This is a genomic window from Phaeodactylibacter xiamenensis, assembly GCF_000759025.1.
In the GTDB taxonomy this organism is placed as follows: domain Bacteria; phylum Bacteroidota; class Bacteroidia; order Chitinophagales; family Saprospiraceae; genus Phaeodactylibacter; species Phaeodactylibacter xiamenensis.
In genome coordinates, this window is the sequence record NZ_JPOS01000076.1 from 42,119 (window position 1) to 67,562 (window position 25,444).

Consider the following 25,444-nt stretch of genomic DNA (forward strand, 5'->3'; position numbering starts at 1 on the left):
TCACAAATGGTCGCAAATGGCTTGGTGTGCATTTGTGCCCTAAATTTGTGAATATTTGTGGAGAAAAAATCCGTGAATATTTGCGGATAAGCCACTAAGCGTCAGCCGCAGCCTCAACCCCATAATACGCCATATACCACTCCACAAAAGCCCCAATCCCCTCTGCCAAAGATGTATTCGGCGCATGGCCTGTTGCTTCAATCAAAGCCGAGGCATCTGCGTAGGTCGCTTCCACGTCTCCCGGCTGCATAGGCAGGAACTCCTTTTCGGCGGTTTGCCCGAGGGCATCCTCCAGGGTCTCGATGAAAGAGAGGAGGTCCACCGGCGCATTATTGCCGATATTGTAGAGGCGGTAGGGAGCGCTGCTGCGGTCGGCGGCAGGCGCGACGGGGTCCCAGTTGGGGTCCGGCGCGGGCGGCTGCTGCAGTACCCGGGCGATGCCCTCCACGATATCATCGATATAGGTAAAGTCGCGGCTCATCTTGCCATGGTTGAAGACCTTGATGGGCTCGCCTTTTAGTATAGCCTCCGTAAAGAGGAAGTAAGCCATATCCGGCCGTCCCCAGGGCCCGTAGACCGTAAAGAAGCGGAGCCCAGTGGTCGGCAGCCCAAAGAGGTGGCTGTAGGTATGGGCCAGCAGTTCGTTGGTTTTCTTGGAAGCCGCATAGAGGGAGACCGGGTGGTTGACCGGGTCGGTGGTGCTGAAGGGCACCTTGCGGTTCATGCCGTACACGCTGGAGCTGGAGGCGTAGACGAGGTGCTGAATATTGTGGTAGCGGCAGGCTTCCAGTATATTGGTAAAGCCGAGGATGTTGCTCTGCACGTAGGCGTTGGGGTTTTTGAGGCTGTAGCGCACCCCGGCCTGTGCGGCGAGGTTGATGACGGCGTCAAAGTTTTCTTCGCGGAAGAGCTGGTTGAGGCTGTTTTGGTCTTCGAGCTTGAGCTGTATAAAGTGGAGGTTGGGTTGTGTTTTGCTGGTAATCCGTTCTTTGTAGGCGACTTTATGTTTGTCGAAGCCGGCGGCTTGGAGGCGCCCCATTTTGAGGCTGACGTCGTAGTAGTTGTTGATACTGTCGAGGCCTACTACTTCGTGGCCGTCTTGGGTTAGGCGGTTGGCGAGGTGGTAGCCTATGAAGCCTGCTGTTCCTGTAATCAGTATCTTCATTTATAGATGTATGCTATGCGTGTGGGATGAACCACTAAGGGTGTAAGGGCGTGAGGCACACCAAGATTGGCAGCTGTCTGTAAAATCATTAGTGAAGCTTAGTGTCTTAGTGCCTGAGTGGTAAACCTTTTCTTTCTACGGCTTCGCCAACGATAAGTCGCAAGGGCTTATCAACTGGAATAAATCAGTACTGTATTATCAGCGGGGATGCTGACAAGCAGTGTTGGGAGTGTTCGTTGTGTTTGCCCTGTCATGTGTTAGACGGTACAAAAAAACGAAGGGGTTTTGAGAGTGCCAAACTTTTTGGGGTTTTTTCTTTTGGGTTGTTTTTTGTAAGGGTAGTCACGGAGGGCAACTTTGCGCAAGGCTTGGTCTTCCTGGTGGTGGCTTGGGGCGAGTCAGGTGATATGGTTTTTTGGTATTATGGTATTGTGGTTTTTTGGTATTATGGTATTGTGGTTTTTTGGTATTGTGGTTTTTTGGGGGCGGGCGGTGCCGGTCGGTGTAGCTGGGCGTTCACATTTCGTACCTACGGCACGAGGCGATGGTTGGTCTTGGGTGTTACCTACATTTTGCCCCTAACGGGGCATGGGCTGTGGTTTTGTGGTGTTCTGGTTTTTCGATTTAATCTGAGCGCGGTGCTTCCCCTTTCTCTGAGCGCCGAAGCTAATGCGAAGGTGAGGGGCAGCGTGGGCGGTTACTTTCGAGCGGTGCCGGTCGGGGAGGCTTGGGAAATCGGAACGCCGGGGGCTCTCCCTTCCCCCGGCGTTCTGTAAGCAGTGCCCAGCTGGTGAAGCCTTGGCGTTCACATTTCGTACCTACGGCACGAGGCTACGGGCGGTCTTGGGTGTTACCTACATTTTGCCCCTAACGGGGCATGGGCTGTGGTTTGGAACTGTAAAACAGAGAAATGTACCCATACGGGCCTTGCTGCGCTTCGGAAATGTAAAACTGGAAAATGTAAAAGTGGCGAGCGTTGCCGGTGGGTTGGTCTGCGGGAGGCGGTCGCAAAGCGGCTGTTGCTTTGGGGGACATAGGCTGGCGCTGAACCTTAACCTTGGTGGGGCTGCTTTGTGGACCAACCTTAACCTTTAGCTGGGGGTAGGTTGGGGCGAGCGTTGCCGGTCGGTGTGGCGCTATTTTTTGTGACGGAAAAGGTAGAATTTCCACCCCCGACCCCCGCCAGGATTGTAATGGTTTTTGTGTTGGGTGATGGTGGATAGCGGGGGACACAAGCAGTGCCATAGGAGCATTCTTGGGATACGAGCAGTGCCGTTGGTACATTCCTGGGTTTCGAGCGTTGCTGGTGGGTGTGGCAGGCTCGCCCGGCGCACTTCTTTCGCCGGGCGTGCTTGTTGGGGAGGTCTTGGGGTGCGAGCGGTGGTGGTGGGTGTGGGAGCTTTGCCCGGCGCATTAGCAGAGCGGTTTCAATTAAATTTTTAAATTATCAGGGTTTCTTTTGGAATGGATTATTGCATGGATATGAACTGCTCCACTTATGAAGTCATAGATTATGATGTGCTTTTTAAAGTTACAGCACCTGAACCCCGATTCTCTTAACTTTCTATTCCGGCAGGGTGCACAGGATTCGGGATGCTTTTCAAGCTTTTCGGCCTATTCGACTAATTCATTCATGTACTTATCTGCCGATAGCGCTCCACTTGGTAATGTTCAATAATGTGTGTCTCTGGGTTAAAAACTAGTTATTCTGTCACGTGTTCCAGCCGTATTCTGTAGGCCGTAGGCCGAAAGAATACGGCTGGAACAGCGTGCGCCGCGGCTCATTCCACCGTCACATGCTGCAGATAACGGTCGCCGTACAGCTCGATAAGCTCCTGCTGGATAGTCGACCATTTGAAGACATTCCGGCTCCAGCTCTTGCGCTTGCGCTGAAGGCTAAGATATAGTTGTTTCAGCAAGGCATTCTCCGTACACCAAGCACCTTTTGTCTTGGTCACTTTCCGCATCTGACGGTGCACGTTCTCCACAGCATTTGTCGTGTAGATCATACGCCGTATTTCAGGGCCAAAGTCAAGAAAGGCAGTAAGCTCCAACCAGCTTTCCCGCCACTTGTCGCTTACATGGCGGTACCGTTTGCCCCACTTAAGCTCAAAGGCTTCCAGGGCCTGGAGCGCCTCCTTTTCCCCGGCGGCTTGGTAAATACCCTTGAGGTCCCTGACAACCGCCCTGCGGTCTTTGTCCTGTACGCCAATCAGGCTAGTGCGTATCATGTGCACGATACAGCGCTGCACCGTGGCTTGTGGGTATATCCGGTTGATGGCTTCCCCAAAGCCAGCAAGCCCGTCGACGGCAAAGAACAGGACATCCTCGACGCCACGGCGCTTGAGCTGCTCCAGGTACAGCGACCATTGGTGGGCGCCCTCACTGGCACCTATATGGATGGAAAGAATATCACGCTGTCCTTGCGCGTCCACGCCATAAATAGTGTAGATCGCCTTTGTCACCACCTGCCCTTCTTCACGGATTTTGTAGTGTATAGCATCCAAGTAAATAAGCGTGTACAACGTCAATAAAGGCCGCTCCTGCCACGTCTTTATCTCCCCCCACACCCGGTCGGTAACAGCACTGATTGCACCGGTACTCAGCCGGGCACCAAACATCTTTGCTAAATGCAGCCTTATGTCCTCAACGCTATTGCCCATCGCATACAACTCTAGAATCTGGTCTTGAAAGCCTGCTCCTACCTCGCGTTCCCATTTGCCTACCGTCTGAGGGGTAAAATTCCCCAGGCGGTCACGGCTCGTTTCAATCTCTATCTCCCCAACATCGGTGCGCAGTTTCTTCGACCGCCCTCTGCCGTTGCGCTTGTTGGCTATTTCAGAGGCTCTTTGGCTAGCCAAGTGCGCGTCCAGTTCCCCTTCCAAAGAGGCCTCTATCAGGTGCTTGACTAAACGTTTGAGGACACCACCTTCTCCAAATAGCGGCTGGCCTGATTGTAGCCCCGCTATCGCTGACTCTTCAAAGCTGCTGAAGTCGAAAGGCTCTGTCTGTTCTTCTTCTTGGTTGTTCTTTTTCATGTCGTAAATCTCGCATTTTTTACGAGACACACATTTCTAAACACTCTCCTCCACTTTGCGCTAAAATATAATCATGAATCTCTGCTAGCATTTCCAAAGCTGAAAATGTCCAGGAGACTATTGTTTTTTCGTCCAATTTTCAACTTGTTTTTTTACATCTTCAGTGGTTAATGTATTCCCTTCTTTTACTTCCTGCCTTGAATATTCCAACACTGAAATTAAATCTTCAATAGAAATAGGGTCTCCTTCTCTTGCCAATTCGCCTACTGAGCCAAAGGAATCAATGATTCCAAGGTTCTTTAAGGATTTAATGATCTGATGGAAATCTTTTAAATTCGAAGGCTTTACATTTATATAATAGGTCTTGCTCATGATTTTGCTTTAACGGAGTACGGCTTGGTTCAATATCCAATTTTATTCTGAAACCTGCAAGTTCGCTAATGTTGCTTCCTCTGTCTGGTACTCCCCAACCCTTTTTTTGATAGAATAAATTTCGATGACGAACAGCCATGTCAATTAGAATTCGGTTACAACAGTTTATGCGGGCGGTTCTTCCCCTTTTCTCTGAGCGCCGAAGCTGATGCGAAGGTGTTGGGGGATTGAGGGGCAGCGTGGGCGGTTGCTTTCGAGCGTTGCCGGTCGGTGAGGCTTGGGAAATCGGAACGCCGGGGGCTCTCCCTTCCCCCGGCGTTCTGTAAGCAGTGCCCAGCTGGTGAAGCCTTGGCGTTCACATTTCGTACCTACGGCACGAGGCTACGGGCGGTCTTGGGTGTTACCTACATTTTGCCCCTAACGGGGCATGGGCTGTGGTTTGGAACTGGAAAACAGAGAAATGTACCCATATGGGCCTTGCTGCGCTTCGGAAATATAAAACTGCAAAACGCATAATATAACCCATACGGGCCTTCGGAAATGCTCTGCCCGCTGAAGTAGATACGAAGGAGGGTAAAAGTGGCGAGCGGTGCCGATCGGTTGGTCTTGGGGCGAGCGCAGTGTCGGCAGGGCTTGATGAAATCTAATCCCTGTAAATTCGGATTAAACGAGTATGGAGCGTTTTAGATTCCTGTATAGATCGGTGAATCTTTTCTGCAAGTTGTTTATTGTCTGGATTGTAGGTGCAGACGATGATGCCTGCGTGTTGGTTACTGGCTTTGTGCAACTTGATGAAATCGAGCCGGTTGAATGTTATAACGCATCTGTTTAATGTGGTTGCTTTTTTAGGACCTCAGGGTCAGGCATTCCAATCTGGTCTAGCCCAAGGTCAGTTAAGGTGATTAAGTCATACCCCAGGTTTTGAAGATGAGTACTGGCTTCTCGGCTGAAATTTTCATCGGCCAGGAGCAAGGGGTAGGTCACCATTATACTTCCTCCTGTTCTTGTTCTTTCAAATCCTGGTCAATTTCGGGGCGATGGCCCAGGTAGTAGCGCCAGGCATTAGTTAAGTCTTCGGCTGTAAGGGTTGGGAAGTTGCGGAGGATATCCAGGTCGCTGGCTCCTTCCTTTTTTGCTTCTACGATGATCCATACGGGGATTCTGGTGTCGCGGATACGGGCGCGTCCTCCGCAAACGCCTGGGGTATGCCGGATGCCTAATTCCCGGATATTCATCATTTCTACGATGTGGGCGAGGACTTTGCTGCGCTCATCTGGTGTGAGTCCATCAATTAGGGCGGTTACTTGTTCCAGCGTCGACATAGTTCTTCTTTATTTGAAGATAACGGTGAGGAGGCGGATAAAGTTCGTGGTTGGGACGGGTCTTGCTTTCGAGCGGTGTGGGGTGCAGCTGGGCTTTCACATTTCGTACCTACGGCACGAGGCAAGGGTTAGTCTGGGAGGTTACCGACATTTAGCCCCTACGGGGCATTGGTTGTGGTTTGGAACTGGAAAACAGAGAAATGTACCCATATGGGCCTTGCTGCGCTTCGGAGATATAAAACTGCAAAATGCATAATGTAAAATGTAAAAGTGGCGAGCGTTGCCTTTGGAGCGGTCTTGGGGCGAGCGTTGCCGGTGGGTGTGGCTGCTTCGCCCGGCGCACTTCTTTCGCCGGGCGTACTTGGAGGGGGGCACTATTTTTTTGATAATGGGGTCATCTCCTGAAATAGGAAATATAAAACTGCATAATGTAAAATGTAAAAGTGGCGAGCGTTGCCGTTGGAGCAGTCTTGGGGCGAGCGTTGCCGGTCGGGGAGTGCCTGGGGTGTTGGGCGGGTGTTGCCGGTGGGTGTGGCGCCCTATTATCTGTCTGCAGTTTAGGCAGCTAATCTTGCAGTAATTTTTCTAGTTGGTCAAGTAGTTTTTGGACTTGAGCCGCCATTGGCTGTATGGCTTTTTCATCTATTTCCTCAAAATCTTCGTAGTCTGCGTCCTGTCGCATAGCGAATAGTTTATTGAAAGCAACGCCAAGCTCTTTTTCTATTTTACCTGTTTTGATGAGCTCTTGGTTGAATCTTGATTTGATACCGCTATGAGTGGTTACTCTGATTTCTTGCTTAGCCATGTATGCTGAAACCATGTAAAAGCTGGCGTAATAAAGACGGTTAGCTGCGGAGTCCCACCGCATAGCTTCCAGCAAAAGTTGTGCATCCCGGAAAGTTTCTTTTGCTTTATGGATTCGAAAAGCGACCAGGTCTTTATTAGAATAGCTCACAGTTCTACGCCTTCTTCCTCAATAATTTGGTGGATGGGCATGACGGCTCTTTTTTTCCACTCTTTTTTTTGATGGATGATTGAGCTTATCACTTCATTTGTTTCGAGTTCTATTTCATAAAGCCTTTTCCGAATTTCATCTTTTAAATCAGTAGTTGGTTCTTGCTCCAGTAAGATCAGAAAGTCCCAGTCTGAATCGCTACGGTTGTCTTGTCTTGCCTGGGAGCCGAATAGAATGACTTGAGCGTTTTGCTCTATTTTTTGGAGCTCTGCTCTGACCAAATCGGGAATAGCTGCTTGCTTTTTGGCATTTATGGCGTCCATGACTATCGCTTCTATCAGTTTATACGCTTCCTTTATCATTAACTAATTTATAACGGTCATTTCCTGAAAAGAGTTGACAGGATATCGGTTAAAATGCTGGACAAGGCTGTCAATAAGAAGCCATTGGGCAATTTCTTTCCGGAAATGTGCGGCAATGCTGATCTTGCTTTTCTCAAATCCGTTTTATGGGTGGAAGTCGTTCGGTGTGGCTGGGCTTGCCAGTCAGGCCGCAACTCCGAAGATGCCACCTGACTTGTAGCTTTGATGTGCTAAGGTACTCAGGCGGCGATTTAGGAATCGCGGCCTGAGGCTGGGCTTGCTTGTCAGGTCTCGACTCCGGAGTTGCTGAAAATTAAAAAGGTTGGATTTCCACCCCCGACCTCTGCTAGTATGGGAATGGTTTTGTCCGTACGGAGGGTGATGGTGTATAGCGAGGGGCACGAGTAGTGCCGTGGGTGCAGTCTTGGGATTCGAGCGTTGCCGGTTGGGGTGGCTGGGTTTCACATGCTGTACCTACGGCACAGGGCGCTGGGCAGTCTTGGAGGTTACCGACATATTGCCCCTATGGGGCAGTGGGGCTTGAGTACGTATGCCGGTCCTCGACTTCGAGCTTTGCCGAAGGGTGTGGCGGTGGCAGTCAGAACGCCGGGGGAAGGTAGTGCCCCCGGCGTTAGGCGAGCGTTGCCGGTCGGTGGGTCGTCAGGAGGCGGTCGCAAAGCGGCCGTGGCACTGGGTGACGCAGGCTGGCGCTCAACCTTAACCTCAGCCTTAGCCTTCCCCGGGCAATCCGATGATGAGGTTGTCCTTGGGCGGTACCGAAGCAGGATAAGGTTGCCGATTCTGCAAAAGGCTATGTCGGCCGGAGAAGGGCCAGGAAGTGGCTTCCGGGGCAGACCGTTGACGGTCTCCTGCGGGGGGCTAGCGTTGCCGTGGGTGCAGTCTTGGGATTCGAGCGTTGCCGGTTGGGGTGGCAGGCTCGCCCGGCGCACTTCTTTCGCCGGGCGTGCTTGTTGGTGCGGTCTTGGGATTGGAGCGTTGCCGGTTGGTGTGGCTGGTTCGCCTGGGGCGCGACAATTAATTGTCGTCTCCGGGAAGACAGCGCGGCGTTCTCAACCTCAACCTCGGTCAGGCTTTGCCCGGGGACAAGCCTTGACCTTGGCAGGGCTTTGCCCGGGGCCAACCTACTCTGGCTGACGTAGCCTATACCGATAGACAAAGCATGGCGTAGTCAGCAACCTGGGCCGGGGCTTTTAGAACGCCGGGGGAAGGGAGAGCCCCCGGCGTTAGGCGAGCGTTGCCTGTGGGTGTGGCGCTATCCATTTGGCCATATCCTGAAAATAAGTTTGCCGTATATCATATAAGATACCGGTAAAGGGACTCAATGAAAAAGCCATTGGTCAATTTCTTTCTGGAAATGGGCTGCAATCTCCTGTTTAGTCAGGTTGTACCGGGGTTTGAGGTGATTGATATTGTCGTCTTCTACATCATCCGTGTAGATCATGGCCATTTGGAAGAGGCGCTGGTTGATATACTGACGATTAAGTGGTTTGCCACAGCAAACCTACTCAATGCATGCCCGTGTTCCGTTGCCTTTGGGCTTTGATCACCTTAAAGGCAGGAGGGTCAGCATTTACGCTGGGAAGTGGCTTACTCTGATATCGCAAATCCAAGATCCCAGACGATGAATGTCTGGATCCAAGACCCAGACGATGAATGTCTGGATCCAAGACCCAGACGATGAATGTCTGGATCCAAGACCCAGACGATGAATGTCTGGATCCAAGACCCGACATTTATCGTTCCCCGTGCTGGCCGTTAGCGCCAGTAGGTGACCACTTCGTATTGCGTATACCTGGCATTAGCCGTTCGATTATAGTGTACATTTCTGCTACGGAAAAGCCTTCGAGGTTTAATGCATACAGGTCATAGTAGTCTCTGAAGCGGGCTCTGAGAAAGAGCGTATTGACCTTCATTCCTGTCAACAAGTCGAGGTTGGCTAAGTATAGGTTTTGGGTGAAGTGTAAATTATTCCGGAGCGCATCCCAGTCGTTTGCAAAGAAAGTGACTTTTACGCCCTGAACATCCAAATCAAGTTGTTTGTCGGTATCCAGCTGTATGGAAAATGCTGTTCCGAATCGTCTTTCAATATGGTTTAATATTTCAGGCGTATTGAGCTTTGCCTTCCAGGTAAAAAGATCAATGTCTTCACTAAGCCGATGATGAAGATATAGGCTTAGCCCTGATCCTCCTACGAAGGTGTAGTCTTTTAGCCATTCGAAAGTGGCCAGATCAAGGAGTACCTGCTTCGTCTTTGGCAGCAAGTAGTTTAAGTCGTTCAAGTCTGGGGTATTCACAGGTCCGCTGTTGTAAGAAGGAATAGATATCGGGTATTCTGAAAAAGAATGTGCCGAGGTAGATGTTGAGTTTATGATAGCGTTGGTGTGGGACGATTTTCGATTCCCAAACTGCTCTGATGTTGCCTTTCTCAAAGCAGTTAAATAATAGCAGCAGACCGTCTGTATCACTGTGTAGCAGTGCCTGTTCGATCAGGATGCTGTCGGGGAGTTGGCTGGCTTTTGTGCTGTCGTATGACCACAGATGGTTGTGCCGTATCAGGTATTGGATTAGGTTGTCTCTGCACATGTTTAAATAACAGCTGGGGGTTGGAAATCGTTCGGGGCAGTGGAGAGGAGTATGATCCTTGCGGGCCCTGCAACGCTTTGGAACTGCAAAACAGAGAAATGTGACCCATCCGGGCCTTCGGAAATGCTCTGCCCGCTGAAGATAAGAGGGAGGGTAAAAGTGGGGAGCGGTGCTGATCGGTTGATCGTGGGATTCGAGCGGTGCCGGTCGGTGTGGCAGGCACGCCCGGCGCACTTCTTTCGCCGGGCGTGCTTGTTGGTGCGGTCTTGGGATTGGAGCGTTGCCGGTGGGTGTGGCTGGGCTTTCACATTTCGTACCTATGGCACGAGGCAGTGGTTGGTCTTGGGGGTTACCTACATTTTGCCCCTAAAGGGGCAGTGGGCTGTGGTTTGGAACTGCAAAACAGAGAAATGTACCCATACGGGCCTTGCTGCGCTTCGGAAATGTAAAACTGAAAAATGTAAAAGTGGCGAGCGGTGCCGATCGGTGGGGCCTCTGGAGGGCGGCACCTGGGCGCTTAACCTCAACCTCGGTCAGGCCTTGCACTGGGCCAACCTCAACCTTGCCCTCGCCTCCGTGCTCCTCCCTGCCACCGTGCCACCGTGGCTAAGCATTCCCCATCCGTCGCCCCACCTTGCCTTCCACCCAGGCGGGGACATCGAGGTAGTGGATGGCTTTGCGCTCGAAGGGGCTGTGGAGGAAGGGCTGCAGGGCGGTGTGGAACTGCCGGAAGGCGGCGGTGTGCTCAGACAGGGGCTTGTTGGACAGCTCTGCTAGGAAGCGGAGGGTGCGGGCGAGCATGGGGCTGAGGTCGGTGGCTTTGGCGAAGAGGCGCTGCACGGCACGCAGGAGGTAGTCGAGCAGGCGGTAGTTGCCGAGCTCGTAGTGGCACAACAGGTGGAGCATGCGGGTGTTGTGGAGGAGGTCTTCGCGCAGGGAGCCGGCCTTGAGGTGGATGATCTCGTTGAGGTAGTCGAGGGCGGCTTCGTACTGCCCGTCGCAGAAGTGGAGGTAGGCGAATTTGTAGTAGAAGAGGAGGATGCGGTGGACGTCGGTCTGGGCTTCGAGGAGGCGGAGCTCTTTTTTGAGGGTGGGGATGAGCTGTATGCCGTCCTGGTACTGCCGGCTGACGAAGGCGTGGTTGAGGCGGCTGAGGTGGAGGTAGACGCGGGCGGTGGAGCGGGCGGTGGCGTCGAGGGCGGGGGCGGTGCCGTGGTAGAAGGCTTCGAAGCCGGTGAGGCAGTCGCGCAGAGCATCGGCATCGTCGAGCATGTAGTGGAGCACCATATTATAGTAGAGGGCGCGGATGTAGAGGGTGGGGTCTTTTTCCTGCATCTGGGGGTCTTCGCGGAACAGGGCGGCCCACCGCCGGGCGTAGATCAGGGCGTCATCGAAGTTGAGCAGGATGTACTGGTGCCACATATAGCCCTGGTAGAGGTTGGCTTTCTCAAAAAAGGTGAGGGGGCCGTTGAGGTGCTCCTTGGGGATATGGGCTTCGAAGAAGGTTTGGACGTTGGCGACTTCGCTTTCGGACTTTACATGGCCGTGCTCGATGTACCAGCCTTGTATTTGTATGTTGAAGTTGGAAAAGAGGTTGCTGGAGTGGGCGATGCGGCTGCGGTGGCTGGCTTCCTCGAGCAGGCCTTCCATCTTGTTGGCCACGCGGCGGCTGCGGGTGATGTGGCGGGCTTCGATGAGCTTCTGGAACTCGATGATCTCGAGGTGGAGGACGTCCTGATGGTGGGCTTCGGCTTTGTTTTTGACGCTTTCGAGGGTGCGCAGGGCCTGCATGTACATGCCTTTGCTGTAGAGAATGCGGGCGAAGTCGATCTGCTCGTGTATGAAAATCTCAATATCGCGCTTGATGTAGAGCAGGCGGAGGCTCTTGAGGAGCTGCTGGTAGAGGTGGCGTTTGTGGTTGGGGAGGTTGCGGGGGGAGATGGGCAGGGCATCGAGGATGGCCTTGTCGTCGTAGGTGTCCATCTGATTGAGGAGGTCGAAGAGCTGCACGAAGGTGGCGTCGCCCTGATAGCGGCTGGCGTAGAGCTTGAAGTTGCGCTTTTCGGCCCGGGTCATGGACTGAATGAGGTGGTGGAGGTGGTCGCGTTTGGTGTTTAGTGGCACATTAAACGGATTTTATAGTTTTGAAAAACAGGGGGTTAGGATTTGTGGTTTGGTTTTGGGCATCACATCAAAAAACAAAAGTAGCTATATTGGGGGAGTATCATGCGCTACATTTGTAATTATCACAGAATACAGTTCCGCAGGCCCGGCCAAAAGTTGACAAAACTTTAAAGGATTGACAAAATGAAAAAAATAGAAGCGATCATCAGGTTGTCCCGTTTTGAGCAAATCCGGGATGCGCTGGCGGGTATTGGGGTACGTTTTTTTACCCTTACGGAAGTCAAGGGCTTTGGGCTGCAGATTGGCCCCAAGATGACTTACCGGGGCAGCACTTACGATGCTGATTATATTGCCCGTTTACAGCTCGATATTCTGTGCGAGGACGAAAAGGTCGATGATATTGTCAAAACCATCAGTGCGTCCGGTCGTACGGGCGAGGTGGGGGATGGCAAGATCATTGTCTATGATGTAAAGCACGTCGTCCGCATCCGCACCGGGGAAACCAATGCGGAGGCCTTGTAAACCTCGTGCCCTTAACCTATTTGCTACGCTGCTGCTGCACACCATCTTATTTTAACTTCCTGTTGCTGAGGTCAGGTTTGCCTCCCGTTGAGGTGGTCTTGGTGTTTTAGCCCTGTCTTACCAATAACCAAATTAAGCTGCAAGAAAAGACTGTCTGCCATCCGGTAGTACAGTAATTGCTGTTTGGCGAAAGCCGGCGGTGTATTCTGTGTGAGGAACTATTTGAAGAACTACTTTAACGACTACGTTTATGGATCAGGCATTATTCACGGCAAATAATGTATGGATGTTGGTTTCGACGGTGCTGGTCTTTGTGATGCACCTGGGCTTTTCGGCTCTGGAAGCTGGCTTTGTACAGAAGAAAAACACGGTCAACATTCTCTTCAAGAATGCGATGATCATTTCGATTGGGCTGCTGACCTACTTTATTGTGGGTTTCAACCTCATGTATCCGGGTGTGAATGAAGGCGGCTTCTTTGGCTTTGGCGGCTTTGGGCTGTCGATGCCGGAAGGGGACGCAGGCGGGATTGCCTACGCAGATGGCGGCTACACTTACTACACGGATTTTATATTTCAGGGCATGTTTGCGGCTACAGCGGCGACCATTGTTTCCGGGGCGGTAGCGGAGCGGATTAAGCTCAATGCCTTCCTGATTTTTGCGACCTTGTTCGTGGCCATCAGCTATCCCATTACCGGCATGTGGAAGTGGGGTGCGGGCTGGCTGGATGCGGCGGGCTTTTACGACTTTGCGGGCTCCACGCTGGTGCACGCGGTAGGCGGCTGGGGCGCACTCGCGGCCGTATTGCTGCTGGGCGCGCGCCGGGGCAAGTATCAGAAAAACGGGGGCATCAAGCCGATTCCGGGGCACAGCATGCCGTTGGCGGCAATCGGGGTTTTCCTCCTGTGGTTCGGCTGGTTCGGCTTCAACGGGGGCTCGGTGCTGTCGGCTGACCCGGTGGCGGTCTCCCTGGTGTTTGTGACGACTTCCCTCGCGGCTTCGGCCGGGGCGGTAGGGGCTTTCTTTTTGTCCTACTTCCTCTTCAAGTCGCACGACCTGTCTATGGTCCTCAACGGTATCCTGGGCGGCCTGGTGGGCATCACGGCCGGGGCCGACCTGATGAGCCCTATGGAGGCCATCATGATCGGTGGCATTGCCGGGCTGATCATCCCGGTCTCTGTAGTCTTCTTTGACCGTATCAAGATCGACGACCCCGTGGGCGCCACTTCCGTCCACCTGATGTGCGGGCTCTGGGGCACCCTGGCGGTAGGCATTTTCGGTGCCAAAGCCGGGCTGGGGCAGTTGTGGACGCAGCTGTACGGCACCCTGGCGGTGGGGGGCTTCACCTTCGCCTTTGCCTTCGGGCTGATGTATATCCTCAAGGTGACGATCGGCATCCGCGTCAGCGAGGAAGAAGAAGAGCGCGGCCTGGACGTGGCCGAGCACGATATGGAAGCTTATGAAGCGGGCACGGTGACCGAGCCGGCTTATCAGCTGATGAAATAGTACAGCCCTGCGTTGTACTGGATTAGTATGAAAAAACGATAAGGGCCGGGGATGCCCGGGTAGCCTGAGGGGGTTGTCCCGGAACGGTCCTGGGAAAGGTTAAGGTTGAGGATAAGGTTGAGGGGCTTGGCGAGGTCTCCAAGGCGTCGACCGCAAAACGGTCGCTCCCTGCGGAGGGCCCCGGTTGTTCTCAACCCCGACCTCAGCCTCAACCTGGTCCAGGTACCCCCAAGCCCGGCAGGAACGATCAAAAAATGACCACAAAACTCAAATAGATCATGGCAAAATCAAAGTTAGAGTACATTTGGCTGGACGGTTCTGAGCCCACGCAGGGGCTGCGTTCCAAAACCAAGATTGTAAAAGACTTTAGTGGTGCCCTGGAGGACTGCCCGATGTGGTCCTTCGACGGCAGCTCCACCAATCAGGCGGAGGGCGGTGCGTCCGACTGTCTGCTCAGGCCCGTAGCGATTTATCCGGACCCCGACCGCCGGGCGGGCTTCCTGGTGATGTGCGAGGTGCTGAATGCGGATGGCACGCCTCACCCGACCAATGGCCGGGCTACGATTAATGATGACGATGCCGACTTCTGGTTTGGCTTCGAGCAGGAATACTTCCTCTGGGACCTGGAGACCAACAAGCCGCTGGGCTTCCCTGCCAATGGCTATCCGCGGCCGCAGGGGCCTTACTACTGCTCCGTGGGCGCCGGCAATGCTTACGGGCGGGAGGTCATCGAGGAGCACCTCGACCTGTGCATCGATGCCGGGCTGAATATCGAGGGCATCAACGCAGAAGTCGCTGCCGGGCAGTGGGAGTTTCAGGTGTTTGCCAAAGGCGCGCACGAGGCTGGCGATCAGGTATGGGTGGCCCGCTACCTGCTGGAGCGTACGGCTGAGAAGTACGGGCTGGGCATCAACTGGCACTGCAAGCCTCTGCAGGGCGACTGGAACGGATCGGGCATGCACGCCAACTTCTCCAACTCCCTGCTGCGGGAGGCGGGCAGCCGCGAGGTGTACGATACGGTTTGTCAGGCCTTCGGTGCCACGCCGGATGTCATCAAGGCGCACATCGAGGTATACGGGGAGGACAACCACCTCCGCCTGACCGGGTTGCACGAGACGCAATCGATTGACAAATTCAGCTACGGGGTTTCTGACCGGGGCGCGTCTATCCGCATCCCGATCGCCACGGTGGAGAATGGCTGGAAGGGCTGGCTGGAAGACCGCCGCCCGAACTCTGCTGCAGACCCCTACAAGGTGGCGGCGCGCATCATCAGGACCGTCCGCTCGGCCGATGTGATGCAGCCGGCTTAACCCCGTAATGGCTATACATTGACCTTATAGTTCCTGCATAGAAGTATGCGATTTTCTGCCTCCGGTAAAGTCCGGGGGCAGTCTTGTTGGAGCTGTAGGGTTTGGGCTGGGGCGAGGTCCGTAGCAAGGATAAGGTTGAGGATGAGGTTGAGGCCACCCGGGGTCTTCCACTTGGAGCGACCGTTAGCGGTCGCCGCCTGGGCGGTCTGGCTGGGACCTTCAACCTCCTTCCGTAGCCAGCCTGGACGAGCCAATCTCAGCCTCGACTGGTGCCCGGGCCGGATGCGTGCGACGCTCTACGAGGTCGGGAAAGCGTGGGGGGATTGGAGTGAGTAAGGTTTGACCTCTGCCGAGGTCAGGGGGTTCTTAGCAGAGCTGCCGGGGGCGGTGTCTTGGGGCGAGCGTTGCCAGTCGCTGGGCCTCCGGGTTTTTACATTTCGTACCTACGGCACGAGTCGTTGACTAGTCTTGGAGATTACCTACATTTTGCCCCTATGGGGCATTGGCTGTGGTTGGTCTGCCGGTGGGATGGCTCGGGGGCGAGCGTTGCCGGTCGGTGGGTCGTCAGGAGGCGGTCGCAAAGCGGCCGTGGCACTGGGTGACGCAGCCTGGTCCTTCTCCGTCCGACGTAGCTTTAGCGGAGACGGAAACCTTAACCTTGACCTCAACCTCGGCTGGGCAGTGCCGGGCTTTTCCTGGGGGAGGTTGAGGTTGGTCTGTGGCGAGGTCTTTGCGAGGATGAGGTTGAGGGCCGGGCGGGGTCTTCCTGGCTGGGGCTGCCGGGGCGGTGGCTTGGGGCGAGCAGCGCCGGTCGGTGGGTCGTCAGGAGGCGGTCGCAAAGCGGCCGTGGCACTGGGTGACGCAGCCTGGTCCTTCTCCGTCCGACGTAGCTTTAGCGGAGTCGGAAACCTTAACCTCAACCTCAACCTCGGTCCGGGTGCAGCCCAAGGTCAACCTCCCTGGGAGCAGCCTGGGGGCCCTGGCAGGTTTTCCAAAATGGGGCAAGTATAGCTACCACGGGCCACCAAAGTTTGTTACCTTTAGAGCAATTGAAAATTATAGGAGCTATAATAGCATTTCAGGATTTTTGAAGGAAAACAGATCAGCATTCATCAACCCTGGGATCGCATTTTTTTTAAAACTTAAAACTAAGCATATTTCTATGAGTCTTTCCAGATTCCAAGCCCTGGATACTATCCTTAATCGTTCCGGGTTTGAGTTGGAGTACGTAGACGTACCCGACCCCAAGATTTCCAACTTCTTCGGCTGTAATGTCTTCAACGACAAAGCCATGAAGGAATACATGACCGAAGAAGCCTTCAGCAACGTGAAGCTGGCGATCGAATCGGGTGCCAAGCTGTCCCGCGAGGATGCCGACGTCGTTGCCGATGCCATGAAGCGCTGGTCGATGGACCACGGTGCCACCCACTACACCCACTGGTTTCAGCCGCTGACGGGCCGTACGGCAGAGAAGCACGACTCCTTCTTCACCCTGCGCCCGGACGGGGAGGTAGTGGAAGAGTTTACCGGCGATACCCTTGTTCAGCAGGAGCCTGATGGCTCGTCTTTCCCTGGTGGCGGGCTGCGGTCCACCTTCGAAGCCCGCGGCTATACGGCCTGGGACCCCTCTTCACCGGCCTTTATCCTGGAAGTAGGGGAGGGCAAGACCCTTTGCATCCCGACCATCTTCGTCACTTACGGGGGGGATTCCCTCGACTACAAGCTGCCGTTGCTGAAGTCGCAGTCCTATCTGGAGCAGGCTGCCATCCCGGTATGCCAGCTGTTTGACGAGCAGGTCTCCAAAGTCTGGGTCACCCTCGGCTGGGAGCAGGAGTACTTCCTGGTGGACGAAGCGCTGTTCAATGCCCGTCCTGACCTGTTGCTGACGGGCCGAACCCTCCTGGGTAAGCACTCGCCCAAAGGGCAGCAGCTGGACGACCACTACTTTGGTTCCATCCCCGAGCGGGTGTACGCTTACATGCGCGACCTGGAGACGGAGTGCCACAAGCTGGGCATCCCGGTACGTACCCGCCACAATGAGGTAGGCCCCGGGCAGTACGAGCTGGCGCCTATGTTCGAGGAAGTCAACCTGGCCGTCGACCACAATCAGTTGCTGATGGACCTGATGGACCGTGTGGCACGCCGCCACAAGCTGCGGGTGCTGCTACATGAGAAGCCGTTTGCGGGTGTGAATGGCTCGGGCAAGCATAACAACTGGTCGATGTCGACGAATACCGGTAGCAACCTGCTGTCGCCGGGTAAGAAGCCGGGCAGCAACCTCCGCTTCCTGACGTTTTTTGTGAATACCATTCAGGCCGTATACAAGCATGCGGATATTCTGCGGGCTAGCGTGGCTTCGGCTTCCAATGACCACCGTCTGGGGGCCAATGAAGCGCCGCCGGCTATCGTTTCCGTCTTTATCGGTGATACCCTCACCAAAGTCCTCGACAGCATTGAGAACGGGGCGACCCTGGATGAGGCGGGCGTGAAGGAAGTGATCGACCTGCTGAATAAGATCCCGAACCTGGAGCTGGACAATACCGACCGTAACCGGACGTCTCCCTTCGCCTTTACCGGCAATAAGTTTGAGATCCGCATGGTGGGCTCTACGATGAACTGCGCGGCACCGATGACGGTGATGAACACGATTGTGGGCCGTCAGCTGGAGTTGTTCAATGCGGAGCTGAAGGAGCTGATGGACAAGGGGCAGGAGCGGGATGCAGCCATTCTGACGATCCTGCGCCGCTACATCAAGGAGTCGAGGGCCATCCGTTTTGAAGGCGACGGCTACAGCGAAGCCTGGGAGCGGGAGGCTGAAAAGCGGGGGTTGGCAAATACGCCGAACACGCCGGATGCCCTGAATGCTTACAAGTCTCAGGAGGCGATCGAGCTGTTCACGTCGAGCAAGGTATTTACAGAGAAGGAGCTGCACGCCCACTACGAGGTGATGAATGAGAACTATATCATCAAACTGCAGATCGAGGCCCGCACTATGGGCGAGATGGTGATCAACCACATTCTGCCTGCTGCGATTGCCTATCAGGGGCAGCTGGCGGATGGTGCCGTGAAGATCAAGGAGCTGGGGCTGACCGAAAATGAGTACAAGGCACAGCTGGACATCATCAAGCTGATTGCGGAAAACATCAGCCTCATCAAGCAGAAAGTCAATGAGATGACGATTGCCCGCCGGGATGCCAACGAGCTGGAGGATGCCAACGAGATGGCGAAGGCGTACTGCTACGAGATCAAGCCGTTGATGGAGGAGATCCGCACCTATGCTGACCGTCTGGAGTATCTGGTGGATGACCGGGAGTGGCCATTGATCAAGTACCGGGAGCTGATGTTCGTCCGGTAAGAGATACGTTTTAGACTGTTGTAAAGGAGTAGCCCGGGCTGCGCGTATGGCGTGGCTTGGGCTGCTTTAGTTTTGGGCTGGGCCGTTAGGGTATACTTTGAGCGGAGGCTTGGCTAGGTAGTATGCCTTAACCTTGGCGGGGCGGTGCCGTGCTTTTCCTGGGGGAGGTTGAGGTTGGTCTGTGGCGGGGTCTTTGCGAGGATGAGGTTGAGGGCCAGGGCGGGGTCTTGGGGCGAGCGTTGCCGTTGGTGGGTCTCCGGGTTTTCACATTTCGTACCTACGGCACGAGTCGTTGGCTAGTCTTGGAGGTTACCTACATTTTGCCCCTATGGGGCATTGGCTGTGGTTGGTCTGCCGGGGGCGAGCATTGCCGGTCGCTTGGTCTCGGAGTGCCGGTCGGTGGGTCGTCAGGAGGCGGTCGCAAAGCGGCCGTGGCATTGGGGGACGCCGCCTTGTCCTTAACCTTAACCTTAACCTCAGCCTCGGCTGTGCAGTGCCGGGCTTTTCCTGGGGGAGGTTGAGGTTGGTACTTTGGCGAGGTCGGAACCGAGGTTGAGGTTGAGGACCAGGGTATGGCTGCCTGGGTCGACCGTTTGCGGTCTCCTGCCTGGGAGCGAGGGTTGGTTTTCTGGGCTGGGTCTGCCGGGGCGATGTCTTGGGGTGAGCGTTGCCGGTGGGTGCGGCACTATTATTTTGCAAAGGAAAAGATAAAGCTTCCACCTCCGATCCACGTCAGGATGGGAATAGTTTGGTGTTGGGTCGATTGACCTTTTCAGTCAGGTGAGCATTTCGCCGATATTAGATATTAATTCATGTAGCGAGACCACCTCAATTCCCTCTTCCTTAGGATATCCGGAAGGTACCGGTGCTGCAATATAGCAGTGGTCGGGATTGATATCCCGGAGGGAGGCGTAATTGCCGGAGGTTAGTTTGGGTGCAACGGAGGCTTTGCATTCCACCACTGCGGTCTTATGGCCATTGGATAAAACGAAATCTATTTCTGCGCCATGGTTAGTCCGGTAAAAGGAATAGTCCAGGTTGGGAAAATGGCCTTTCAGGTTGGCCAGTACCGTTGTTTCCCAAAGGGAACCAAAGGTTGGATGGCCAGCTGCCTGCTCAAAATTTTTTAGTTGGAGCAGGGCCGTGGTTATGCCTGTATCCGAGATATAAACTTTTGGCGATTTGACCAGCCTTTTTTTTGTGTTTCGTTCGTACGGGGGCACTTGCAGGAGCATGAAGGTCCCTTCGAGTAAATCAATATACTTTCTGACGGTGGTATTGCTAACGCCCAGGGCGCTTCCCAGCTTACTGAAATTTATCGTTTGTCCATTACTATGGGCAAGCATTTGCCATAGCCGGTGTATAGTCCGGGGTGTAAAACCTGCAAACTGTAGTAGGTCACGTTCCAGAAAAGTGCTGATAAAGTCCTGCCTCCAATCAAAGGAGACTTCCTCTTTTGGTGCCAGTAAGCTGAGTGGGAATCCTCCTCTGTATAAATAGGTCTCCAGGCTAACCCGGTCGCTGATCTCTGCGAAAAGAAAAGGTGTCAAGCGCTTGAAGCTAATTCTGCCAGCTAATGATTCTGAACTTTGCCTGATCAGCTCCCGTGATGCACTTCCTAAAATAAGGTACATGCCTTTCTTTGCGGTGGTATCGATGAGGCTGCGCAGTACGGGGAATAGCTCAGGCATCCGCTGGATTTCATCGAGGCATATGAGTTTGTCGGTTTGGGTGGTCAGGAACCATTCGGGGTCTTGCAGTTTCTGAAGGTCGGAAGGCCTTTCCAGATCCAGATAAAGTGTTTTTTCTTTTTCCTTCAGCAACTCTTTGACCAGGGTTGATTTACCGCATTGCCTGGGCCCCAGCACAGCGGTTGCCGGATTGTATTTTAAAGATTCCCTGATCGATGGTTCCAGTATTCGCGGTAAGTACATGGTTTTTTGTGTAAATTTAAAGTTTAGGTTTTAATTTACACAAAAAAAACGGTGTTTTTGAGAGGTAGGTTTAAGGGCTGCAGGTGATAAATGTAAAACAGCAAAATGCTTAATGAAACCCATACGGGCCTTCGGAAATGCTCAGCCCGCTGAAGTAGATAGGAAGGAGGGTAAAAGTGGCGAGTGTTGCCGGTCGCTGGGTCTGCCTGGAGGCGGTCGCAAAGCGGCCGTGGCTTTGGGTGACGCAGGCTGGTGCTTCTCCGTCCGACGTAGCTTTAGCGGAGCCGGAAACCTTAATCTCAGCCTCAACCTCAGCTGGGGCGGTGCCTGGCTTTTCCTGGGGGAGGTTGAGGTTGGTCTGTGGCGGGGTCTTCGCGAGGATGAGGTTGAGGGCCGGGGTATGGCTGCCTGGGTCGACCGTTTGCGGTCTCCTGCCTGGGAGCGAGGGTTGGTCTTCTGGGCTGGGTCTGCCGGGGGGGCGGTGGCTTGGGGCGAGCAGTGCCGGTCGGTGGGTCTGCCTGGAGGCGGTCGCAAAGCGGCCGTGGCATTGGGGGACGCCGCCTTGTCCTCAACCTCAACCTTAACCTTAACCTCAGCCTCAGCCTCAGCCTCGGCGGGCCCGCCCGTGCCGCCCGTTTTTCACCAAATTAAGAAAACTTTGGGGGCGCCCACGAACTTTAACCGCTGTCCCTGCCGTTCCTAAAATGTGACTGGCGCGGTTTTGGGCGTCAGAACCATTAAACTAAAAAAACAAACATGATGAAGCGTATTCAGATGACCCTGCTTGCTTTTGTATTGCTGATTAGTGCGGTGAGTTTCACCGGCTGTGGCGGCGACGATGACCGCGGGGGCGGGATTAATTTATTCTCTATTGAGGACGATAAAATGCTGGGCAGGGAACTGCGGGACGAAATCCTGGCGAACCCTCAGGAATATCCTATCCTGGATCAGGCACAGTACCCTGAGGCTTATGCTTTTTTGCAGGATATTGTAGATGATATCCTGGGCAGTGGGGAGGTGAAGTACGCACAGGATTTTGCCTGGGAGGTTTATATCATTGATGACCCGGAGACGCTGAATGCCTTTGCGGCACCGGGCGGGTATATTTTCGTGTATACGGGCCTGATTAAGTTTTTGGAGGAAAAGGATGACTTTGTGGGCGTCATGGGGCACGAGATTGCTCACGCTGATTTGCGGCATTCCACGCAGCAGCTCACACAACAGTATGGGGTGGCGACTTTGCTGGGCTTGTTGCTGGGAGAAGACCGGGAACTGCTGAATAATGTCCTGGGCAGCCTGCTGGGGCTGAAGTTTAGCCGGGATGATGAGTCGCAGGCGGATCAGTTCTCGGTCATCTATCTTTGCGAAACGGAGTACGCGGCGAATGGTGCGGCGAGCTTTTTTCAGAAGCTGATTGATCAGGGCAGTGCGAACCCGCCGCAGTTCCTGAGCACCCACCCGAACCCGGACAACCGTGTGGAGGCCATCAATATGGAGGCGGAAGAGCGTATGTGCGATACGGCTTTTGACTCGGATGCGCAGGCCTGGATGGCTTTTCAGAATAGTTTGCCTTAGGGGTTTCACGGGGTGGGTTCACGCGGAGGTCGCGGAGATTTTCACGCGGAGATTGCGGAGGTTTCACGGGGTTTTTGCGCCCTTAGCGTGCACCCCCTCTCACAGCGCTCTCCGCGTGCAACCTTTCTCATAGCGCCCTTAGCGTGCAACCTTTCCCACAGCGCCCTTTTTCTAAGCCCTCCGCATGAACTTACCCCCCAAATTCCCTAAATTGCCGGCAAAAATGATGAGCCTGACCATTAACCATACGGTACTCGACCGTTTCCTGCGGTACGTACAGATCGATACGCAGTCCGACCCGGCATCCACCACCTTTCCGTCTACTGAAAAACAGAAGAACCTCAGCCGCCTCCTGGTGGAAGAACTGAAAGCAATGGGCATCGCGGACGCCCACCTCGATGAGCACGGCTATGTTTATGCCACCCTGCCTGCCAATACAGACAAACAGGTGCCTACCATCTGCTTTTGCTCCCATGTGGATACTTCGCCCGACTGTAGCGGGGAAGGGGTGAAGCCGCTCGTGCATAAAGATTACGACGGGGGCATACTGACCCTGCCCGATGACCCTGCCGTGCAGCTCAACCCGGAAGACCACCCGGAACTAAAGCACAAAATCGGGCACGATATCGTCACAGCTAGCGGGACGACGCTGCTGGGGGCAGACAACAAAGCCGGCGTGGCCGAAATTATGGACGCGGTGCACTTTTTTACCCAAAACCCGGAGGTGAAGCACGGTGCTGTCCGTATCCTCTTTACGCCCGATGAGGAGATCGGCCGGGGCGTGGACCACGTGGATATGGAGAAGCTGAATGCTGACTTTGGCTATACCGTTGATGGGGAGCGCCTGGGCAGCCTGGAGGATGAGACTTTCTCTGCGGATGCGGTCGCCGTCAATATTACAGGTGTAAGTATTCACCCGGGTTTCGCCAAAGGCAAGTTGGAGAGTGCCCTGAAAATTGCAGCTGATCTGGTGGCGGCCCTGCCCAAAGACCGCCTCTCACCGGAGACCACGGAGGGCAAGGAAGGTTTTGTCCACCCCGTGAGCATCAGCGGTGGGGCAGAGTCAGCCCAAGTGCAGTTCATTATCCGCGATTTTGAGGATGAAAAGCTGGCAGCCCACGAAGCCGAACTGAAAGGCTATCTGGATCAGGTGATGCAACACTACCCGCACTCCAAAGCGGAGTTTGTGGTGAAAGAGCAGTACCGCAACATGAAGCAGATGATCCAAAAGCGCCCCGAGATCGTAGACTATGCCGGGGAGGCTATGCGCCGGGCTGGCCTGGAGCCTCAAAAGCGCAGTATCCGGGGCGGGACAGATGGTTCGCGTTTGTCTTTTATGGGCTTGCCCTGCCCGAATATTTTTGCCGGGGAGTATGCTTTCCACTCTAAGGAAGAATGGTCGTCGGTGCAGGATATGGAAGCGGCCGTGCGCACGATTGTGGAGATTGTACGCCTGTGGGAAGAGCGTTCTTAATAGAATTTAAGAGCCAATATTGCCGGCTTAAGATTTTTTAACAGAATCTGCACGCGGCTTAACGCCAATTTAGGAACATCGGGCAGGCAGGGGTGGTAACTTGGGGATAAGAAAAACCCACACACTATGCGTACCCGATATTCCTTTTCCCTGATCGCTATCCTTTTTATAAGTCTGAGTTCCTGTGTATCCCCGGAAAAGCTGGTGGAGCACGGCAATTATGAAGCTGCCATCGAAGTGGCCGCCCGCCGTCTGGCTGGTAAGAAAAACAAGAAGACCAGGTTGGTGCTGGCGCTGGAGGAAGCCTTTCAGAAAGCCAATCAGCGCGACCTGTCGGCAGCCGACCGCCTCAAGCGGCAGAACCGGCCGGAGAACTGGGCGCGCATCCACGAGCACTACCTCAGTATCCGCAAGCGTCAGGAGGCGGTGGCACCCCTGTTGCCCCTGGTATCCAAAGAAGGCATTAAGGCCAACTTCCGTTTCGTAAAGGTGGACGAGCTGGAGATGGAGAGCCGGGAGAAAGCAGCAGAATTCCACTATGCAGAGGCCAAAGCCCTGCTCCGGGATGCCCGTCAGGGAGAAGACCGGCTGGCTGCCCGCCGGGCGTACGCCGAGCTGGACCGCATCCGGCAGTATTTTAGCCGTTACCGGGAGGTGGAGCAGCTGCAGGAAGAAGCCCTGTACCTGGGCACGACGCATATTCTGGTGAGCATGCGGCAGGAGGCGCCGGTGGCCATCCCCAATGCTTTTGAGCGGGAGCTTACCGCAATGGCCGTTCAGGACCTGAATAGTCAGTGGAAGGTCTATCATACCCGTCCGGTGGAAGGGCTGCATTACGACTACGAGGTGGTGATGCGCATCAACCGCATTGAAATCAGCCCCGGGCTGGTTCGCGAGCGGGAGTACGAGGAGACCGCGGTGGTGGAAGATGGTTGGGAATACGTCCTTGATGCCAATGGCAATGTGGCGAAGGATTCTTTGGGCAACGATATTACGCAGCCCCGGGAAGTGACGGTACGGGCGCTGATCCTGGAAAATTATCAGAACAAGACAGCGCGGGTCAGTGGGCGGCTGGAGTTTGTGGACCGCTCTACGGACAATCTGATTCATACCGAGCCCATGTTTGCGGAGGCTGTATTCGAGAATTACGCGGCGACCTTCCGGGGCGATAAGCGGGCGCTGAGCAAGCAGTCCCGGCAGCGGATTGGCAATCAGCCGGTACCTTTCCCAAGTGAGGAGATGTTGTTGCTGCAGGCGGTGGAGCGGTTGAAGCCTTTCGTGAAGCGGGAGATTGCGGGGGCACGGCGGATGATTTGAGCGTTGTCTTTACGCGGTGTTCGCGGGGGGCACGCAGAGATCGCGGAGGTAGACTGGAACACGGATTGGACGGATTTCCACGGATTCCCGGGATGGCCCTCCGGCGGGGCGGGACTCGTTGGGCAGATCAGCGTCATCAGTGTACTATCATCGTGCGTGGCGGTTGGGAACACGGATTGGACGGATTTGCGCAGATTTCCACGGATTCCAGGGATGGCCCTCCAGCGGGGCGGGTCTCGTTGAGCAGATCAGTGAGATCAGTCAGATCAGTATCATCAGTGTACTATTATCGTGCGTGGCGGGTTGGAACACGGATTAGACTGATTGCGCAGATTTGCACTGATTCCCGGGATGGCCCTCCAGCGGGGCGGGACTCGTTGAGCAGATCAGTGGCATCAGTCAGATCAGCGTCATCAGTGTACTATCATCGTGCGTGGCGGGTGGGAACACGGATTGGACGGATTTGCGCAGATTTCCACGGATTCCAGTGATGGCCCTCCAGCGGGGCGGG

The 25,444-nt window shown here is 54.5% G+C and carries 23 protein-coding genes and 2 pseudogenes; 11 read left to right on the forward strand and 14 right to left on the reverse strand.

The genetic code is table 11. The features are described 5' to 3' along the window. Positions 1 to 94: 94 nt before the first annotated feature. The 9 genes and pseudogenes from IX84_RS19370 to IX84_RS19400 all read right to left on the reverse strand — a co-directional run bounded on the left by IX84_RS19370 (position 95) and on the right by IX84_RS19400 (position 7,214). Entirely contained in the window at positions 95 to 1,165 is a 1,071-nt protein-coding gene (locus tag IX84_RS19370; RefSeq protein WP_044224520.1) for an NAD-dependent epimerase, read from the reverse strand. A gap of 1,431 nt (positions 1,166 to 2,596) precedes the next feature. Continuing rightward, a pseudogene (locus IX84_RS34660) lies at positions 2,597 to 2,764 on the reverse strand (type II toxin-antitoxin system RelE/ParE family toxin); the annotation flags it as partial. Between the two features lie 182 nt (positions 2,765 to 2,946). Continuing rightward, a complete protein-coding gene (locus IX84_RS19380) occupies positions 2,947 to 4,203 on the reverse strand; it encodes an IS256 family transposase (protein ID WP_044224525.1) in 1,257 nt (418 codons plus the stop codon). 117 nt (positions 4,204 to 4,320) lie between these two features. Further along, entirely contained in the window at positions 4,321 to 4,575 is a 255-nt protein-coding gene (locus IX84_RS19385) for a hypothetical protein (RefSeq protein ID WP_044224528.1), read from the reverse strand. A gap of 643 nt (positions 4,576 to 5,218) precedes the next feature. Then, positions 5,219 to 5,404, reverse strand: a pseudogene (locus tag IX84_RS34665) (DUF5615 family PIN-like protein); the annotation flags it as partial. Then, positions 5,404 to 5,562, reverse strand: a complete 159-nt coding sequence (locus tag IX84_RS34670) for a DUF5615 family PIN-like protein (RefSeq protein ID WP_193789874.1) — start codon at positions 5,560 to 5,562, stop codon at positions 5,404 to 5,406. The gene IX84_RS34670 and the pseudogene IX84_RS34665, both read right to left, overlap by 1 nt. Next, positions 5,562 to 5,897, reverse strand: coding sequence for a DUF433 domain-containing protein (locus IX84_RS19390; RefSeq protein WP_063978290.1), 336 nt, complete (start codon positions 5,895 to 5,897; stop codon positions 5,562 to 5,564). Before IX84_RS19390 ends, IX84_RS34670 begins: the two co-directional genes overlap by 1 nt. 565 nt (positions 5,898 to 6,462) lie before the next feature. Next, complete coding sequence (locus tag IX84_RS19395; RefSeq protein ID WP_044224531.1) at positions 6,463 to 6,852, reverse strand: HEPN domain-containing protein; 390 nt, start codon at positions 6,850 to 6,852, stop codon at positions 6,463 to 6,465. Further along, positions 6,849 to 7,214: a nucleotidyltransferase domain-containing protein gene (locus IX84_RS19400; protein WP_052516225.1), complete on the reverse strand. Its 366-nt coding sequence runs from the start codon at positions 7,212 to 7,214 to the stop codon at positions 6,849 to 6,851. The genes IX84_RS19395 and IX84_RS19400 overlap by 4 nt, the downstream gene beginning before the upstream one ends. 54 nt (positions 7,215 to 7,268) lie before the next feature. Between IX84_RS19400 and IX84_RS33515 the strand changes: the two genes are divergently transcribed. Both IX84_RS33515 and IX84_RS33025 read left to right on the forward strand, forming a co-directional pair. Beyond that, positions 7,269 to 7,427: a hypothetical protein gene (locus IX84_RS33515; protein WP_160213831.1), complete on the forward strand. Its 159-nt coding sequence runs from the start codon at positions 7,269 to 7,271 to the stop codon at positions 7,425 to 7,427. Positions 7,428 to 8,556: 1,129 nt separating this feature from the next. Continuing rightward, positions 8,557 to 8,778, forward strand: a complete 222-nt coding sequence (locus IX84_RS33025) for a hypothetical protein (protein WP_152605149.1) — start codon at positions 8,557 to 8,559, stop codon at positions 8,776 to 8,778. 190 nt (positions 8,779 to 8,968) lie between these two features. On the opposite strand, the gene IX84_RS19405 is transcribed toward IX84_RS33025, so the two are convergent. The 4 genes from IX84_RS19405 to IX84_RS19415 form a co-directional block, all read right to left on the reverse strand. Next, positions 8,969 to 9,514 (reverse strand): nucleotidyl transferase AbiEii/AbiGii toxin family protein, encoded by a 546-nt coding sequence (locus tag IX84_RS19405; protein WP_160213833.1) that lies wholly within the window; start codon positions 9,512 to 9,514, stop codon positions 8,969 to 8,971. Then, complete coding sequence (locus IX84_RS33520) at positions 9,465 to 9,818, reverse strand: hypothetical protein (RefSeq protein WP_044224538.1); 354 nt, start codon at positions 9,816 to 9,818, stop codon at positions 9,465 to 9,467. Before IX84_RS33520 ends, IX84_RS19405 begins: the two co-directional genes overlap by 50 nt. A 2-nt stretch (positions 9,819 to 9,820) precedes the next feature. After that, entirely contained in the window at positions 9,821 to 10,126 is a 306-nt protein-coding gene (locus IX84_RS33030) for a hypothetical protein (protein WP_152605150.1), read from the reverse strand. A gap of 298 nt (positions 10,127 to 10,424) precedes the next feature. Continuing rightward, entirely contained in the window at positions 10,425 to 11,942 is a 1,518-nt protein-coding gene (locus tag IX84_RS19415; protein ID WP_152605151.1) for a hypothetical protein, read from the reverse strand. A 183-nt stretch (positions 11,943 to 12,125) separates the two neighbouring features. Here IX84_RS19415 and IX84_RS19420 point away from each other — a divergent pair, with 183 nt between their 5' ends. The 5 genes from IX84_RS19420 (at position 12,126) to IX84_RS19435 (ending at position 18,633) form a co-directional block, all read left to right on the forward strand. Continuing rightward, positions 12,126 to 12,464 (forward strand): P-II family nitrogen regulator, encoded by a 339-nt coding sequence (locus IX84_RS19420; protein ID WP_044224544.1) that lies wholly within the window; start codon positions 12,126 to 12,128, stop codon positions 12,462 to 12,464. Between the two features lie 250 nt (positions 12,465 to 12,714). After that, entirely contained in the window at positions 12,715 to 13,968 is a 1,254-nt protein-coding gene (locus IX84_RS19425) for an ammonium transporter (RefSeq protein WP_044224546.1), read from the forward strand. Positions 13,969 to 14,246: 278 nt separating this feature from the next. Next, the gene (locus IX84_RS19430; RefSeq protein WP_044224548.1) at positions 14,247 to 15,278 is read left to right on the forward strand and encodes a glutamine synthetase beta-grasp domain-containing protein; all 1,032 of its coding nucleotides are present in this window, start codon (positions 14,247 to 14,249) and stop codon (positions 15,276 to 15,278) included. 468 nt (positions 15,279 to 15,746) lie between these two features. Next, positions 15,747 to 16,289, forward strand: coding sequence for a hypothetical protein (locus tag IX84_RS33035; protein WP_152605152.1), 543 nt, complete (start codon positions 15,747 to 15,749; stop codon positions 16,287 to 16,289). Between the two features lie 151 nt (positions 16,290 to 16,440). After that, on the forward strand, positions 16,441 to 18,633 hold the full coding sequence (locus tag IX84_RS19435) for a glutamine synthetase III family protein (RefSeq protein WP_044224594.1): 2,193 nt from the start codon (positions 16,441 to 16,443) through the stop codon (positions 18,631 to 18,633). A 776-nt stretch (positions 18,634 to 19,409) separates the two neighbouring features. On the opposite strand, the gene IX84_RS19440 is transcribed toward IX84_RS19435, so the two are convergent. Further along, complete coding sequence (locus IX84_RS19440; RefSeq protein ID WP_044224551.1) at positions 19,410 to 20,567, reverse strand: ATP-binding protein; 1,158 nt, start codon at positions 20,565 to 20,567, stop codon at positions 19,410 to 19,412. 112 nt (positions 20,568 to 20,679) lie between these two features. Here IX84_RS19440 and IX84_RS33040 point away from each other — a divergent pair, with 112 nt between their 5' ends. The 4 genes from IX84_RS33040 to IX84_RS19460 all read left to right on the forward strand — a co-directional run bounded on the left by IX84_RS33040 (position 20,680) and on the right by IX84_RS19460 (position 24,933). Then, entirely contained in the window at positions 20,680 to 21,270 is a 591-nt protein-coding gene (locus IX84_RS33040) for a hypothetical protein (RefSeq protein WP_044224554.1), read from the forward strand. Positions 21,271 to 21,323: 53 nt separating this feature from the next. Further along, positions 21,324 to 22,142 carry a M48 family metalloprotease gene (locus IX84_RS19450; protein WP_044224556.1) on the forward strand — a complete coding sequence of 273 codons (819 nt, stop codon included), beginning with the start codon at positions 21,324 to 21,326 and terminating at the stop codon, positions 22,140 to 22,142. 223 nt (positions 22,143 to 22,365) lie between these two features. Then, positions 22,366 to 23,616: a peptidase T gene (pepT, locus tag IX84_RS19455; RefSeq protein ID WP_044224559.1), complete on the forward strand. Its 1,251-nt coding sequence runs from the start codon at positions 22,366 to 22,368 to the stop codon at positions 23,614 to 23,616. 126 nt (positions 23,617 to 23,742) lie between these two features. Then, the gene (locus tag IX84_RS19460; RefSeq protein WP_044224562.1) at positions 23,743 to 24,933 is read left to right on the forward strand and encodes a hypothetical protein; all 1,191 of its coding nucleotides are present in this window, start codon (positions 23,743 to 23,745) and stop codon (positions 24,931 to 24,933) included. The last annotated feature ends 511 nt before the right edge of the window (positions 24,934 to 25,444 follow it).